At 70.6% G+C, this 15,917-nt stretch carries 12 protein-coding genes; 6 read left to right on the top strand and 6 right to left on the bottom strand.

What is annotated here, in order from left to right; genetic code table 11:
• Window positions 1-22 precede the first annotated feature (22 nt).
• A complete protein-coding gene (locus BST11_RS01990; protein ID WP_083136339.1) occupies window positions 23-1,807 on the top strand; it encodes a flavin-containing monooxygenase in 1,785 nt (594 codons plus the stop codon).
• A complete protein-coding gene (locus BST11_RS01985) occupies window positions 1,804-3,420 on the top strand; it encodes a flavin-containing monooxygenase (protein WP_083136338.1) in 1,617 nt (538 codons plus the stop codon). The genes BST11_RS01990 and BST11_RS01985 overlap by 4 nt, the downstream gene beginning before the upstream one ends.
• Here the strand turns inward: BST11_RS01985 and BST11_RS01980 are convergent.
• The 6 genes from BST11_RS01980 to BST11_RS01955 form a co-directional block, all read right to left on the bottom strand.
• On the bottom strand, window positions 3,333-4,172 hold the full coding sequence (locus tag BST11_RS01980; RefSeq protein ID WP_083136337.1) for an SDR family oxidoreductase: 840 nt from the start codon (window positions 4,170-4,172) through the stop codon (window positions 3,333-3,335). The two genes, BST11_RS01985 and BST11_RS01980, sit on opposite strands and share 88 nt — an antisense overlap.
• A 41-nt stretch (window positions 4,173-4,213) precedes the next feature.
• Window positions 4,214-7,384 carry an ATP-binding protein gene (locus tag BST11_RS01975; protein WP_244897446.1) on the bottom strand — a complete coding sequence of 1,057 codons (3,171 nt, stop codon included), beginning with the start codon at window positions 7,382-7,384 and terminating at the stop codon, window positions 4,214-4,216.
• Window positions 7,385-7,459: 75 nt separating this feature from the next.
• A complete protein-coding gene (locus BST11_RS01970; RefSeq protein WP_083136336.1) occupies window positions 7,460-8,755 on the bottom strand; it encodes a sodium:proton exchanger in 1,296 nt (431 codons plus the stop codon).
• Window positions 8,756-9,030: 275 nt separating this feature from the next.
• On the bottom strand, window positions 9,031-9,849 hold the full coding sequence (locus tag BST11_RS01965) for an SDR family NAD(P)-dependent oxidoreductase (RefSeq protein WP_083136335.1): 819 nt from the start codon (window positions 9,847-9,849) through the stop codon (window positions 9,031-9,033).
• Window position 9,850: 1 nt separating this feature from the next.
• Window positions 9,851-10,264, bottom strand: coding sequence for a nuclear transport factor 2 family protein (locus BST11_RS01960; RefSeq protein WP_067323615.1), 414 nt, complete (start codon window positions 10,262-10,264; stop codon window positions 9,851-9,853).
• The gene (locus BST11_RS01955) at window positions 10,261-11,316 is read right to left on the bottom strand and encodes a zinc-binding dehydrogenase (protein ID WP_083136334.1); all 1,056 of its coding nucleotides are present in this window, start codon (window positions 11,314-11,316) and stop codon (window positions 10,261-10,263) included. Before BST11_RS01955 ends, BST11_RS01960 begins: the two co-directional genes overlap by 4 nt.
• A gap of 138 nt (window positions 11,317-11,454) precedes the next feature.
• Between BST11_RS01955 and BST11_RS01950 the strand changes: the two genes are divergently transcribed.
• The 4 genes from BST11_RS01950 to BST11_RS01935 are packed head-to-tail and all read left to right on the top strand — an operon-like array spanning window position 11,455 to window position 15,838.
• The gene (locus tag BST11_RS01950; RefSeq protein ID WP_083136333.1) at window positions 11,455-12,315 is read left to right on the top strand and encodes an IclR family transcriptional regulator; all 861 of its coding nucleotides are present in this window, start codon (window positions 11,455-11,457) and stop codon (window positions 12,313-12,315) included.
• A 43-nt stretch (window positions 12,316-12,358) separates the two neighbouring features.
• Entirely contained in the window at window positions 12,359-14,071 is a 1,713-nt protein-coding gene (locus BST11_RS01945) for a serine/threonine-protein kinase PknH/PknJ (RefSeq protein ID WP_264010275.1), read from the top strand.
• A gap of 15 nt (window positions 14,072-14,086) precedes the next feature.
• Window positions 14,087-14,572 (top strand): Rv0361 family membrane protein, encoded by a 486-nt coding sequence (locus tag BST11_RS01940; RefSeq protein WP_083136332.1) that lies wholly within the window; start codon window positions 14,087-14,089, stop codon window positions 14,570-14,572.
• Between the two features lie 9 nt (window positions 14,573-14,581).
• Window positions 14,582-15,838, top strand: a complete 1,257-nt coding sequence (locus BST11_RS01935; RefSeq protein WP_142276159.1) for a DUF7373 family lipoprotein — start codon at window positions 14,582-14,584, stop codon at window positions 15,836-15,838.
• Window positions 15,839-15,917: the final 79 nt, after the last annotated feature.

The raw sequence follows: 15,917 nt of genomic DNA, 5'->3' as shown, positions 1-15,917 counted from the left end.
CGATTGATTATATAGTCGGGCCGTGACCGAGACCGTGGGCGCGGCGTTCGACGTCGACGCGCTGCGACGGAAGTACGCCGAGGAGCGGGCCCGGCGCCTGCGCCCGGAGGGCATAGCGCAGTACGTGGAGACCGCGGGCGCCTTCGCCCGGTTCGCCGAGGACCCGTGGGTCGATGGGGGGTTCACCCGCGAGCCGCTCACCGACGAGGTCGACGTCGCGATCGTCGGCGCGGGTTTCGGCGGGCTGTTGACGGGGGCGCGGCTGCGTGAGCTCGGCGTTGACGGCGTGCGGCTCATCGACCGGGCGGCCGACGTGGGCGGTACCTGGTACTGGAACCGCTACCCGGGGATCGCCTGCGACGTGGAGTCCTACGTGTACATGCCGCTGCTGGAGGAACTCGGCTACATTCCCTCCGACAAGTACGCCAAAGGGTCGGAGATTTTCGCGCATTGCCGGCGCATCGCCGAGCACTATGACCTCTACCGCGGCGCGTGCCTGCGAACCGATGTGCACGAAATCCGCTGGGACAGCGCCGCTTCCCGCTGGATCATCCGGACCGACCACGGTGACGAGATGCGGGCCAGGTTCGTCTCCATGGCCAACGGGTATCAGGCCAAGCCCAAGCTGCCCGGCATCGACGGGCTCGGCCGGTTTCGCGGGCACAGCTTCCACACCAGCCGCTGGGACTACGGCTACACCGGCGAGCAGCTCGAGCACCTGGCGACGAAGCGCGTCGGCATCATCGGCACCGGCGCCACGGCCGTCCAGTGCGTGCCGCACCTGGGCGCGGCCGCGCGGCATTTGTACGTCTTTCAGCGCACGCCATCGTCGGTCGACGTGCGGGACAACCGGCCCACCGACTACCAATGGGCCAGCTCATTGCCGCCGGGCTGGCAGCAGCGGCGCATCCGCAACTTCCAGGTGCTCACGGCCGGCGGCCGGGCCGACGAAGACCTGGTCGCCGACGCCTGGACGAGCATCACGCGCAAGCTTCCGGTCATGCGTCACGACGGCGACGGCGCCCCGGCGCCCAACATCGAACTCGCCGACTTCGCCAAGATGGACGAGATCCGGGCACGGGTCGACGAGATCGTCGCCGACACCGCCACCGCCGAGGCGCTCAAGCCGTGGTACGGCTATTTCTGCAAGCGGCCCTGCTTTCACGACGACTATCTGCAGACCTTCAACCGCGACAACGTCACCCTGGTCGACACCCGGGGTCGCGGCGTGGAACGCATCACCGAAGCGGGCGTCGTCGTCGACGGGGTGACCTACGAGCTCGATTGCCTGATCTTCGCGACGGGTTTCGAGGTGGGCACCGACTACTGCCGGCGCACCGGGTTCGAGCTGATCGGCCGCGACGGCGTGACCCTCACCGACCGGTGGCGCGACGGCGTGCGCACCTTTCAGGGCTTGTGCACCAATGGTTTCCCGAACTGCTTCATCGAGAGCATCGCCCAGGCGGGGCTGACGGTGAACTTCCCGTACCTGCTGGACGTGCAGGCAAGCCACGCCGCGTGGATCATCGCGTGGGCGCTCGAGCGTGGCGTCGCCGAGGTCGAGGCGTCGCCCGTCGCCGAGGCCGCCTGGGTCGACATGGTGGTGGCCCGTTCCGCCGCCACCGCCGAACGGGCGCGGACGTGCACCCCGGGCTACTACAACCGGGAAGGCAAGGCCGACGCCAAGACCCGGCAGGGCAGCTTCTTCATCGGCGCGCCCACCGAATACGCCGACATCCTTCGGGCGTGGCGGGCGGAGGGAGACCTGGACGGATTCGACATCCGTGGCGGGAGGGCGGGGCGGTGACCAGCCCGCAGGCCCGTCGGCGCTACGCGGGCGGTTGGTTGCGGGCCGCGACGCGCCGCCGGCGCTCACCGAGGGTGGCGATCATCGGTGCCGGCTTCGGCGGCCTCGGCGCGGCGGTCGCGCTGCGCCGCGCCGGCATCGACGACCTGGTGATCATCGACGGCGCCGACGGGGTCGGCGGCACCTGGCGGCGCAACACCTACCCCGGCGCCGCGTGCGACATCCAGAGCCACCTGTACTCGTTTTCCTTCGCGCCCAACAAATCCTGGAGCCGCACCTACGCCCGGCAGCCCGAAATCCTGGCCTACCTCGAATCCGTGGCCGACGAATTCGACCTGCGCCGCCACCTCATGCTCGACACCACGGTGCGTGCGCTGCGATGGAACCCCGATAACCGGCGCTGGGATTGCAGCCTGGACCGCGCCGGCAGTGCCGAGATGCTCGGCGCCGACGTCGTCGTCTGCGCCGTCGGACTGTTCGGGTCCCCGAAACTTCCCGACATCGACGGCCTGAGAGGCTTCGGCGGCACGCTCATGCACACCGCGCAGTGGGACCACGGCGTCGAGGTGGCGGGCAAGAGGGTCGCGGTGATCGGGACCGGCGCCAGCGGGGTACAGGTCGTCCCGGAGCTCGCGAAGGCCGCACGTTGCGTGACCGTCTTCCAGCGGACCCCGCCGTGGATGGTGCCCAAGGACGACCGGCCTTACAGCGCAGCCGAATTGGCGCGCTTTCGGCGCGACCCCCTCGCGGTGCGTCGCACCCGTTGGCAGATCTGGAAATTCCAGCACGACAACACCGCGACCTTCTCCGACGACCCGGTGGTCGCCGCACGCACCCAGGTGGCGTCGTCGTTTTTGGAGCGCACCGTCGCCGACCCGGCGCTGCGCGGCGCGCTGACGCCCGACTACCCGTTCCGCTGCAAGCGGGTGCTGCTGGGCGACGACTACTACCGGGCGTTGCAGGCGGACAACGTCGAGCTGGTCACCGACCCGATCGCCCGCGTCGCCGAGGACTCGGTGATCACCGCTACCGGCCGGGCCGTCGACGCCGATGTGATCGTGCTGGCCACCGGGTTCGAGACGTCCCGCTACCTGTCGGGCATCGACGTCATCGGAATCGACGGCGAGCGGCTGCACGAGCGGTGGGGCGCCGACCCGAGCGCCTACCTGGGCGTCGCCGTCGCCGGATTCCCGAACTTCTTCATGCTCTACGGCCCCAACACCAACCAGGGCGGCAACTCGATCGTCTATATCCTGGAGGCAGGCGCGCGGCTGGTGGCCAGCGCGGTGAGCCGCGTGGCGCGCCGGGGCGGGTACGTCGACGTGCGTCCGGAGGCCGAAAGGCGTTACAACGACCGGCTTTCCGCGGACCTCGAACGCACGGTCTGGACCCAGTGCGACAGCTACTTCCGGTCGCCCACCGGCCGCATCGTGACCCAATGGCCCTACACGGAGCTGGAATACGCGCGGCGCACGTGGCGGCTGCGGCCACGGGACTGGCTGCACCGCGCCGGTGGTGTCTCGGATCAGCCGTTGGCCGCGGCCACCCTGGCCCGCTCCGTGATCGACGCGATCACCCCGCCGTCGTTGAGGATGTCGGTGCCGGTCAAGTAACTCGCCTTGGCACTGGCGCAGAACGCGAGCAGCTCGGCCATCTCCTCCGGCGTGCCCCAGCGCGGGACCGCGGCGTCGGCGACCATCGCGCCGGCCCCGGCCTGCTCCTCCAGCCGGCCCATCTCGGTGTCGATGGACCCGGGGGAGACCGAGACGATGCGCAGCCCGCGCGCGTTGAACCTCTCCGCCTGTGACTGGCTGTACCACCGCACGAAGCTCTTGCTCAGCGCGTAGGCGATACCGGATCGCAGCTCCTCGGGGGCGACCTCGCACGCCGTCATCATGGCATCCATGAAGCCGTCGGCATCGTCGAGCGCCGAAGGGAATTGGCTTGTCGGAATCATTTCCGCGGGCATGACGTGGGCGGCCATCGATGCCACGTTGACGATCGCGGAGCCCTCGCCGGCTATCGCATGAAAGGCCTCGTTGACATTGACGGTGCCGATTGCGTTGGTGCGCATCACGTAATCGGCGGGGCCCATGCTCGGGCTGACCCCCGCGGTGTGGATCACCGAGGCGAGCGTACCGAGGCCCTCTGCGGTATCGAACAGTTCACCGACCGCGCCCCGGTCGGTGACGTCGCAGTGGACCGCGGTGGGGACCATGCCGAGCTCTTTCAGGGTTGCGGTCGCGGTGGCCAGCCGGTCCTTCCTGACGTCGCAGAGGACAAGGGCGTGGTCGCGGCCCACGAGCTTGGCCGTGGCCAGGCCCATCCCACCCGCGCCGCCCGTGATCACCGACACTCGATTCATACGTGGACCGTATACGCCGCATGATTTCGGGCGGAGCCGGGTTACGCCATTTCCCGCGCCCAGGCGATATGCCCCTCGAAGCCAAGCGAATTCGCCATCTCGCGATAGCGGTCGCGATGGTCGCGATAGGCAGCATCGTCGCCGCGCGCCTGCGCCTCCAGCGCCCGCATCCGCAGCAGCCAGATGTCGTTGACGACAAACCCGGGCTCGGTCGGCACCGCGGCCAGCCGGTCGATGGCCGCACGCGCGCCTTGGATGTCGGTGGGCGTGCCCCTGCGCAGCAGCGCCTCCACCAGATCCGCGACGGTCGCCGCGCGGGCGATCATGTCGGCGCAGGCGTATTCGTGTTCGACAGCGGAGCCCAGTCTTTCGATCGCGCCGTCGAGATCGCCGGTGCGGGCCTTCTCCCGGGCGAAGAACACGTCCACCCACGTGGCCACCAACAGGGTGAAGCGCTCTTGCAGGGCGGCCTCGCGGGCTGCGGCCAGCAGCGGAAAGGCGTCGGCGCGGTGCGGACCGCCGTAGGCGGAGAGAACGATGCCGTGCACACACTGTGCGCAGGCGAGTGTGAGGTTGTCGCCGGATCGCTCCGCGAGTTCCAGGACCTCGGCCGTCGCCCGGACGTCCGCCGCCTTCGCCAGCAGCACCCCGTTGGGCACCAGCATGTACTTGAACAGCAGCAACAGCGCGCGCATCGTGGCATCGAATGGACGGACCATTTCGGTCGCCCGCTCGATGTCGGCCCGCCAACCGGGGTCCCCGAGCAGTACTCGTGCGCAGCCGGCCAGCATGACGGCGCCCACGAGCGGGGAGCTGATGATGAAATTGCCCCTGGTGGCGTCGCCGTCGGCGAGCTTGATCATCCGCTGCGCCAGGCGCAGGGCCTCGGATGCCTCGCCCCGTTGCAGCTTGGCGGACATCGGCGCGTAGAGCAGCCCGACGGTCAGGGTCGGGTCGCCGATCGACTCGAGCAGGCTCTCGAGTTCGGAACCCAACTCCGAGGCTTCGCGGAACCGGGCGTGGACGATCAGCGCCGGTACCCACCCGGCCATCGCCATGGCCAGCGACACCTTGTCACCGGCGGCGCTCGCCAGCTCGCGCAGTTCGTCGAATCCGGTGTCGGCCATGGTCCCGCCGGCCAGCCACGCGCTGGCGCACAGCAGCGTTCGCGGCGCGATCCGCATCGCACTGCGCTCCGGGACCGCTTGGGGTAGTTGATCGGCAACGTCGCGGGCCTGCCGCCAGCTGGCCCGCGCCGCGGTGATGTCGCGGTGTGTCAGCCACTCACCCGCGCGCATGTACCAGCTGAATGCCGCGACGAGATCGCCCGCCCCTTTGAGGTGTTCGGCGATGAGCGCCGCGTTCTCGTTGCCCGACGCCGGCTCGCGCTGCTCGATCACGGCGGCCAGCCGCCGGTGCAACTCGGCCCGGTCCGATTTCAGCTGCGACTCGTAGGCGACGAAGCGGATTAGCGGATGCCGAAACGCGTACTCGACCTCAGGGGTGAAGCCGACCTGGTCGATGAGCTCGCCGTTGACCAGCTCGTCGAGGGCGGGGTCGGTGCCCAGGGCCGCCACCAGCTCGGGGCTGAACCGGGAGCCGATGACCGCCGCGGCGCTCAGCGTGCGTTTGGCCGGGGCGCTGAGGCGGTCGATGCGCGCGGCGATGACGGACTGCAGCGTCGCCGGCACGGCGGCGTCGGCGATGTCTCCGTGGAGCAGATACGACCCGCGGTCGCCGCGGACGGCCCCGCGCTCGGCCAGGTCGCGCACGATCTCCTCGGCGAAAAACGGGTTGCCGCCGGCGCGCTCGGCGATGACGCCGGTCAGCTCGCCCAGCGAGGCATCGGTGCCGAGCAACTCACCGATCAGCGCCGTCGTCTGCGTCGGATTGAGGGGCCGCAGCGCGATCGTCTGCGCGCCGGGGATCGCGGTCAGCGCTCCGCGGTACTCGGGGCGATACGTGATCAGCACCATCGAGGGGGTTTGCGCGACGACCGCCATGAAGCCGGCCAGCATCGACTCGCTGACGTCGTCTATCCAGTGGGCGTCCTCGATCACATACAGCGCCGGCTCGGTCCGGGCCAGCGACGCGGCGTTGACCAGCGCGGTGAGACGCCGCTGGCGGGCATCACCTTCGATGCCGGGCGCGTCGACGGCGGGATCGGCAACTCCCAGCAGGTCCCCCAGGAGCCAGAGGTCCTCGGCATCGGCGGTGGGAAACCGGGCGCGGAGCTGCGCCCGGGCGGCCTCGCCGCTCAGGCCGTCCACCCCCAGGCCCGCGCGCAGCAGCCCCGTCACCGCGTGGAAGGGAATCTCGGCGGTGTGGGATTCGCAGTAGGTGGCGAACACCTCCACGCCGCGAGCGTTCGCCATCGCGGCTGCCTCGCGGACGATGCGGCTCTTCCCGATGCCCGCCGGCCCTTGGACACCGACCACGCAGCCGGCCCCGCCGATCGCCTCCTCGAGGAGCCCGGCGATGGTGTTGAGTTCCCAGCTGCGGCCGACCAGCCGCGGGTCGCTGCGCCGGCGGTGACCGCCGCTGGCCGCGATCAACCGGTGCGCGGGTACCGGCTCGGCCGCTCCCTTGACGTGGACCGATTCCCGTTCAGCCAGCGACGCGACGTCCGCCACCAGCCGCGCGGTCGACTCGCTGAGCATCACCCCGCCCGGCGGCGCCGCGGCCTCCATCCGCTGCGCCATCCCCACCTGCTCACCGATCGCGGTGTAACCCAATGCGCCGGAACCGATTTCGCCGGCTATCACCTGACCGGAGTTGAGCCCTATCCGGAGCCGCAGCTCCACCCCGTCGCGACCCGCGACCTCGGCGGCCAGCCGCGCGGCCGCATCCTGGATTCGCAGCGCCGCCAGGCAAGCGCGAAAAGCGTGGTCTTCCAACGCGACCGGCGCGCCGAACACGGCCATGATCCCGTCGCCGGTGAACTTGTCCACCGTGCCGCCGAATCGATGCACCACCGCCGAGGAGCGCTCCACGAGGTCCGCCATGATCTCGCGCAACCGCTCGGCGCCGACGGCGGCGGCGAGGTCCATCGACCGGACGGCGTCGGCGAACAGCACCGTCACCTGCTTGTACTCCGCCGGGCGGTCCGGAGGCCTGACTCGTGACCCGCACTCGTCGCAGAACTTCGCCGCGGCGCGCAATCCGGCGCCGCACGAAACGCATGTCAGCTCCGCCTCGGGTGCCCGAGTCACGCGAGCACAATAACCCAGTCGGTGACAAAAGGGTGGCGTACCAGCGGAAAACCGGGGCAACGCGCGTTGCTGGGGCTAGTCCCCGAGCGGGAGCCGCTCCGCGTGGTGCGGGTGGCCGCCGTGCCGGATCGCCCTGCCGAGGAGCGGCGCCCGGATCGTGGCGACCAGATGGCCGCGGTTGATGATCAGCCCGGCGACGGCCGCCGCGGTGTACACCCCGCACAGCACCAGCCGCTGCTGCGTCGAGACGAGCGGGAACTGGACGAGGAACAATCCCAGCAGCGCCCACGCCGCGGCGCGGGGGAAACGGAGCCCGAGGATCAGCGCGACACCCATGAGGGTTTGGGTGGCCGTCAGCAGCACCTCCTCGACCTGGCGGGAATCGAGCATCAGCGAGGCCCCGCCCCCGCCGAGCACGTGGGCCACCGGCAACGATCCGACCAGCAGTGTCCACTGGTTGACCTTCGAGGAAATGAGCGTGGCGATGGCCGCCGTGCCCTTGCCGCGGCTGGCGAAGATGACCGCGATGATGAACTCCGGGGCCTCGGAGGCCAGCGGGGCAAGCCACTGAACGAGCAGGAATCGGTCGATGCCCAGCTCGGTCCCGGCGGCAACCAGGTTGTCCGCGAACGGTTTTGCGCACAGCAGGATCACGGCGCCCGACAGGGCGAACAGGCCGATGACGGCGATGCGCCGCCCGCGATCGGGTAGCTCGCCGAGCGCGGCCGCGGTGCCGATGAGTTCGGGCTCCTCGACGTCGCCGTGGCTGACCTTGTAGAGGTAGAAGCCGAACCAGGCCAGCAGCACCAGCCCCAGCGCGAGGTGGATCTCGCCGCTCGCCGGGATGACGAATGCGACCACCCCGGCGAACAACAGGAAGCCGAGTTCGACGCGATTGGCGGGCTCCAGCACCAACCCGGTGGGTTTGCCGACGCCTGCCTTGCGCGCCACGACGATGCTGACCAATACCACGACGGGCCAACCCAGACCCATCAGCAACCGGTTGGACCCGGTCATGTTGGCGGCCGCGTACTGCGTGTACTCGGCATTGTGGCCAGAGGCGTAGGCGTAGTAGAGGTCGACGGCGTACTCGGGGAGCACGGCGACCAGCGCCAGCACCGCGATCGCCAGCCCGCCGGAAACGTCGATCTGTGCCGCCTCGGCGGCCCACGCCAACAGGAAGCTGGCCGCCACCACCGCGGCCCCGAAGACCAGCAGGGCGGCCACCGGATCCGGGCGCAGGCCCGCGATCCGGACGACGACCGCGGGGACGATGAAGGCCGCGGTGATCAGCGCGGAACGGGTCAGGGTGAGCCGCCCGCGGGCGGTGGGGGCTGCGGCAACGGGCCTGTCTACGGCCAGCATCGTCATCCTTTGCGTATTGGAGGGGTGCCGGTCTGGTGCGACGTCGGCGCGCCTGCCGCCGCGGACTGCTTTGTCCCAACCTACCCGCGAAACGGTATGCCAGCAACGTTGCAGGTGACTGTCAGGGCCTCCATTCCCGGACCTATCTTTGCTGGTTACCCATGGCGATTCCGAAAGTTCGGGCGTGCTGATCCGAAACTTTGGCAAACCTTCCGCGCGGCGCCGGGGTGTGCTTCCACCCTTCTACGACGCGGCGGCTGCCCCCGAGGTTCCGCGAAGGGTCAGCCCGGCGTACCCATCGCCGCGGCGCCGAGTTGTGTCATCAGTTCGACGATCTGATTGCGGGTCATCGAGGCCATCATCTGCACGGCGGCGCGCATGTCCTCGCCGACCATCCAGGTCGGGCCGTTGGTCAGGTTCGCGAACGCCTCCGCGATCACATCCTCGACCGCGGCGGCCCCCGGCGGCACCTGGTCGGGCGAGCCGATCTGCCCGCGGCTGTGCTCGAGTGCCCGCAAGGCGGGCGTGTTGGTCTTGCCCAGGATGAGGCCCAGGACGTCGACGCCCTTGTCGTGCAGTTCGGCCCAGAGCGCCTCGGCGAACACCATGTCGAAGGCCTTGGAGGCGCCGTAGGCGACCATGTTGGGGCCTCCGGCCAACCCGGCGCCCGACCCGAAGATGACGATGCCGCCGCCGCCGCGCGCCACCATCGCGGGAGCGAAGTGATGGCATAGCTGCATCGGCACCATGCAGTTGCGTTGCACCATCGCCTCGGCGGCCGCGAGCGGGGCGTCGAGAAACGGCTTGAAGTTGGGGTCGGCGCCGGCGCAATACACCAGGAACCCGATCTCCAGGTCGTCCGTGGCCGCGGCGATCGCCGCAGCCGCCCCGGGGTCGGCGAGGTCCGTCGCCAGGACCCGCGTCTCGACCGAATACCGCGAGTTGATCTCCGCGGCAACGCCTTCCAGCGCCGACTGACGACGGGCCAAGAGCGCGACGTGCACGCCGCGCTCGGCGAGCCCCGCGGCAAACGCCGCGCCCAGGCCGTCGGAAGCGCCCGCGACCAGCGCCCACGGCCCGTACCTGGCTGCAAAAGTCACCTCAGGCGCTCCCAACCGTGCTCAGTCGCACCTGGGTGTACCGGCGGCGCGCGATGCGCCACCCGTCGTCGGTGCGGACGATCTCGTCGTCGTAGAAGCCGATCGCGTTGACGCCGGATGCGTTGTCGCCGGCCATGATCAGCCCGTCGATGTACGTGCGTGCGGCGGCCTTGTCACCGTCGAGCGTGATGGCCTGGTTGCTCAGCCGGTGCATGGTGTGACCCGCCAGGGCATGCACCTGCTCCATGAACTCCGCTACCGCGTCGACGCCCTTCCACGCGCCGATCACGCCGTAGTCGAGTTCGCAGTCGTCGGTGAACACCGTGCGGAACAGCGCCCAGTCGCGCCGGTCGATTCCGGTGGCGTAGCGCACCAACAGCTCCGAGATGTCCTGGCGGTCTTCACGTTCGGTCATGGTGCCCTTTTGGTTGGGTCTCCGTTCGGATGAACCACGATGCGCGGCGGGCCGTCGGATCTGCGGGCCAGGTCGAACGCGTCCGGCACCTCGTCGAGGCCGATGATCCTGCCGACGCTCGGCAGCGGGTCCAGTCGTCCCGACGCGATCGCATCCAGGGTCCCGTACCAGTCCTGCGGATAGGGGCCGCCGCCGAACTGGATCGTGACGCCCTGGCGGGTGGCGGTGGTGACGTCCAGCGTGTCGCCGGTGTACCAGCCGCCCGCGCAGTAGATCCGGGTGGCCATCTCGGCCGACTCCACGATGCTCTGCAGCAGGCCCGCGGCGCCGACGCACTCGAAAACGACGGCGGGGCCGGGCATTCCGCGCTCGCCGCGCACCTGCCTGAACGCGTCTAAGGGTGACATCTCGGCGGGGTCCACCAGGACGTGCGCGCCGAAGCGATCCCGGGCCAGCGCGCGGCGGTCGGGCTTGTAATCGGCGACGACGATCGGTTCGACGCCTCGACCGGCCAACGCGGCGACGGCCGACAGGCCGATCGCTCCCGCGCCGATGACGACGGCGATCTCGCCCGGCTGGATCTGCGCCGACCGCACGTAGAACTCGCCGACGGCGAACGCGTCGGTCAGCGCGACGGCATCGTCGGAGACCCCGCCCGGCACCGGCTTGGCGGCGGCCTCGGAAATCACCAGCAGCTCACCGAAACTCCCCTGCGCGTCGGGGTGCTGCCCGATGATGCGCATGCCGCCGGCGCCGCCGTCGACCAGGCGCACCGGGATCGACGTCACCCGGGTGCCGACCGGGAACTGGCCCGTGCAGCCCGGGCCGTGCCCCACGACCTCGCCGACGAACTCGTGACCGAGCACGATGTCGCGGTCCGCGTCGTAGAGGGAACGGCCGGTCGGATCGTCGACCGCCAGTTCGGGGTGGTCCATGAAGTGCACGTCGGAGGCGCAGATCGCGGTGCTCAGCGTCCGCAGCAGCAACTCGCCGGTGCCCGGCGCGGGGTCCGGCGTCTCGCGAACCTGCAGCCGGCCTTCTCTCAACACCACTGCGCGCAAAAGGAATCCGCCTCGATTCGTGTTTCTCGAATAATCGATATAAAATCTCGAATGCTCGGCCCAACTGTAAGAACCTCGTTGTAAGGGAGTCAAGCCATTCGCGGATCGCCGTCGGCGCCGACCTCCCGGGTGCTCGACGTCGTCGAACTGCTGGCGCGCTCCGCGCACGCGCGGTTGCGGTTCTCCGACATCGCGCGCGAGCTCGGCCTCACCCAGGCGACGGCACACGCGATCCTGAAGACCCTGTGCGACCGGGGCTGGGCCAGCCGCGATCCCGTCACCAAGACGTTCACGCTCGGGCCCGCGCTCGCGGTGGTCGCCGCTCGCACGGACACCGCGCGCCCGCTCGCTCATGCCGCACGTTCCGCGGCGCTGCGGCTCTCCCGCGACGTCGGGTACGCCGGCTCGGTCGTCGAGCGATTCGGTGATTCACTGGTGGTCACCGCCTTCGAGGGTGACCCCGCCACCCAGCCGGCCGGAATACCGGGCGACCGCATCCCCTACGCCCCGCCGTTCGGCGTCGCCCTGGCCGCCTGGGACACCGAGGAGGAACAGCGGGCGTGGATCCGGCGCGGTGCGGGCACCAACGTCGACCGCATTCAACGCCTCGAACGCGTTTTGGAGCACACGCGCGAGCGCGGATTCGACGTGGACTGGACGACGCCGGCGCTGGCCCAGGCCGTCCAGGTGGTGGGCACGCTCGATAGCCGCGAGATGCCGTCCCCGGTGCGGCACATCCTCGACCAGTTGCTCGTCGAGTTCACCACCATCGGCTTTCTTTCCGACGACAATCCGGGCCGCCGCAAACAGCCCGTCGTCACCATCGCCGCACCGGTTTTCGACGATCGCGGGCAGGTGGCCCTGATGCTGGCCGTGCATCCGCTGTGCCCGCTGAGCGCGCGGCAGATCCGGGTCATCGGGAAGAAGCTGACCGACGAAACGGCGGCCATCACAAAGTCCCAGGCGCACGCGGCGGACCGGGCCGTCTAGTTTGGGCCGTACGGATTGTTGGGGGTGACCGTAGGGTGTTGACGTGCTGACGACGGGGTCGGTGGTCTGCGGGTACCGCATCGAGCGCGTGTTGGGCGCCGGGGGCATGGGCACGGTGTACCTGGCAGCCGACCCGACCCTGCCGCGCCAGACCGCGCTCAAGGTGCTCTCCTCCGAACTGTCGCGCGATCCCGATTTCCGGGCCCGATTCATCCGCGAGGCCGACATGGCCGCCGCGCTCGAACACCCCCAGATCGTCTCGGTCTACAACCGCGGGCAAACCGAGGACGGCCAGCTCTGGATCGCCATGCAGTTCGTCGACGGCATCGACGCCGACGCCGCGCTGCGCGAGGGAACCATGGCCCCCCAACGCGCCGTGCACGTCGTCGCCCAGGTCGCCAGGGCGCTCGACTTCGCCCACGCCCACAACGTGGTGCACCGCGACATCAAGCCGGGCAACTTCCTGCTCTCGGGCCCGGTGGGCCCCGACGAGCGAGTCCTGCTGGGCGACTTCGGAATTGCCCGCGCGTTCGACGACGTCGGGCTGACCGCGACCGGCTCGGTGATGGCCACCGTCGCCTACGCGGCGCCGGAGGTGCTGTCCAACGCGCCGATCGACGGCCGTGTCGACATCTACTCGCTGGGTTGCGCGTTGTTCCGGCTGCTGACGGGCCAGACGCCGTTCCCAGCCACCAACGGCGCGGCGGCGGTGATGATGGCGCACCTGTTCAGCCCGCCCCCGCGGGTGACCGACGCCGTGCCGTCGTTGCCCGCCGCGCTGGACCGGGTGATCGCCGTCGCCATGGCGAAGGACCCGGCGGCCCGGTTCGGCTCGGCGGGCGAGCTCGCCGCGGCCGCGGCCGCCGCACTGCGCGACCCCACCCGGGCCGCGCCGCTGCCGCCCGTGCCCAGCGGCGCGGTCGGGCCCTATCCCGTCGGCGCACCGGCCCCGGCCTGGTGGCAGCACAGCGGACCGCGCACGATGGCGCAGGGACCCGGCCCGTGGCCGCCGAAGCGGCGTCGCCGCGGCCTGATCGGCGCCGCGGCGGCCGCGGTGGCGCTGGTCGCCGCCACGGTCACCGTGGTCGTTTGGCCGGACGGCGGGTCGGCGGGCCCGGGCGGCGCGCCGGGCGCGGCCCCGGGTTCGGGATCGGTCGCCGCGCAGGGACCGCCGGCCACCGACGTCGCCCCCGCCCAGTTGCGCTCGATCCTGCTGACGTCGGCCCAGATCCCCAGCGGAACCGACGGCGGACCCCTGGTCCTCGAGCGCGACGGGACGACGTTCCTGGACGATTCCGCGGCCCTCGACAACCCGCAGTGCGTGGGCGCGTGGGCGCCCGCGCAGCAGGCGACGTACGGCTCGAGCGCCTACAGCGGGGCGGCGGTCCAGGATTTGCGGGCCCTGAACGAGACGGCGTGGCAGGACAGCGTGACCCAGGCCGTCATCGCGTTCCCGCCGGACAAGGCGGGACCGTTCTACATCACCCAGCGCGGACAGTGGGGGCTGTGCGGCGGCAAGACCGTCACGGTGGCCCAACCGGGCGCGCCCGGTCAGGCGTGGGAGTTCGGCCAGCCGACCACCACCTCCGGCGTGCTCACCCTCGCGGCCACCCTGCGCGGGGGCGGCGCCTCCTGTCAGCACGGGATACAGGTGCGCGGCAACGTCCTCATCGACATCCGGCAATGCCGCGCCGCCGGTGACGCCGACGTCGCCGCCCTCGTCACCGCGACCGCCGCCAAGGTTCCCAGGCAGTGAGTAGGGTTGGATGAAATGAGCGCGCAGCCAACGAAACTCGCCGCGGCCACCGCGGCGCTGGCCGCCGCCGCGATCGCCGCCTCCTGCTCGGTCGTGACCGGCGGCACCGCCATATCGCCACGCACCAGCGCCCCGACATCGCCGGTCGGCGCCGCCCCCGCGAACCCTTCCGCCGCGCCGGCACCCCCGACGACGGAGTCCGCCGAGGACCAGATACGGCAGACCGTCATGGCCTTCCAAGACGCCTACAACACGCAGAATTGGGACGCCTACACCGAACTGATGTGCTCGGCGATGCGGGTCGAATTCACCGGCCCCACCATGGATTACCTGAAGAAGACCCGCGTGCAGAACGGGCTCACCACGGTCAAGGTCACCTCGGTCGCGATCACCGGCGACACCGCCACCGCGACAATGGACGCCCAGAACGAGGCCTTGGGCTTCCGCTCGGTGAGCCTGCCGCTCAAACTCGAAGACGGTTGGAAGATCTGCAAACCATAGGCGAATGAAGTGAAAAGCTCTGCACCGCGGGCGAGATGGCTCGTGCCGGTCGCGCTGCTCGCCGTCCTGGTGGGCTGCCAGCACACGACCGTCGGCGGCACCGCGCGGCCCGCGGCCCAATCGTCCGCCGCCTCGTCGCCGGTCAACGTTTCCCAGCTCGACCCGGGCACCTACTCCACCGCACCGCTGCCGCCACTGGGCACCGCCGGTTCCGAGGAGGCCGGGCGGCTCGTCGAGGGCCGCCGGATGGCCGCCCACGTCGTCGGGCCCTGGCAGGCCGACGCGTCGCTGGCCACCCCGGGCTCGAACAACGCGGCGACCGTGATCAAGGACGTCGACCAGCTTTCCCATGTCGTGTGGGCCCCGATCGTCGGTGGCGCCTACTCCCTTCCGTTCGTGGTCGGATTCATGTCCGAGCGGCAGGCCCCGGGCCCCAACCCGCAGATGTCGCTGCGCAACGCGGTCCTGCGCTTCGCCAACGCCGCCGCGGCGGCGTCGGCCGCCCAGGGCATGCACGACAGGGCGATGAGCATGCCCCGCGTCCCCAGCATGACCCCGATCGTGACCGAGCCGGAGCGGGCCATCCCCGTTCCGGGCCATCCCGACGCGCCCGGGGCGCTGTTGACCTTCCAAGACGGCACCCAGACGGTGCGGGAGCTGTCGGTCTTCACCGCGCACGGCCCCTACGTACTCGTTCAGGTCGCGCGCTGCGCCGCCGGGCCCGACTGCGAAGCGCCGCTGGCCGCCCACACGCTGGATCTGCAACTGCCGCTGATCGATACGTTCCGTCCCACCGAGGCCAACCAGTTCGCGACGCTTCCGTTGGACCCCACCGGCCTCGTCGCCCGCACCCTGCCGCTGCCGGCCGACCAAACCACCGAGACGTCCGGTGCCGCCTACGAGGCGGCGGGGGCGCTGCACCTGGAAGACAACCCCGTCGAGGTCGGCCCCGCGCTGGGCGCCGCCGGTGTGGACTACGTGTCCTCCAACCAGGCCATCGTGTACCGGGCCAAAGACCCCGCCGCCGCACAGGCCCTTGCCGGGGCCTACAGCGACGTCGTCGCGAAAACCCCCGCGGCCCAGGCCGCTTCGCCGGTGCCAGGCCTGCCCCAGAGCCGGTGCACGCGCGTCGCGGGATCCAACGGCCTGGTGCCCCGGTATTGGTGCCTGGCCGCGGTCGACCGGTACGCGATCAAAACCGTTGCGCGGCAACTCGACAGGGCGCACCAGCAAATGGCCGCGCAATACCGGATGCTGGCGGGATAGCCCACCGCGATGGCGCACAACCAGCAGAACTACGTTGTGGACGCGGCGAGGCGCGGTGAGCCCGACGGCCCAGGCCCCA

This window comes from Mycobacterium alsense (assembly GCF_002086635.1).
GTDB classification, from domain to species: Bacteria; Actinomycetota; Actinomycetes; order Mycobacteriales; family Mycobacteriaceae; genus Mycobacterium; species Mycobacterium alsense.
Note: the sequence above shows the minus strand (reverse complement) of the source record. Positions and strands in the feature narration are given on the sequence as shown.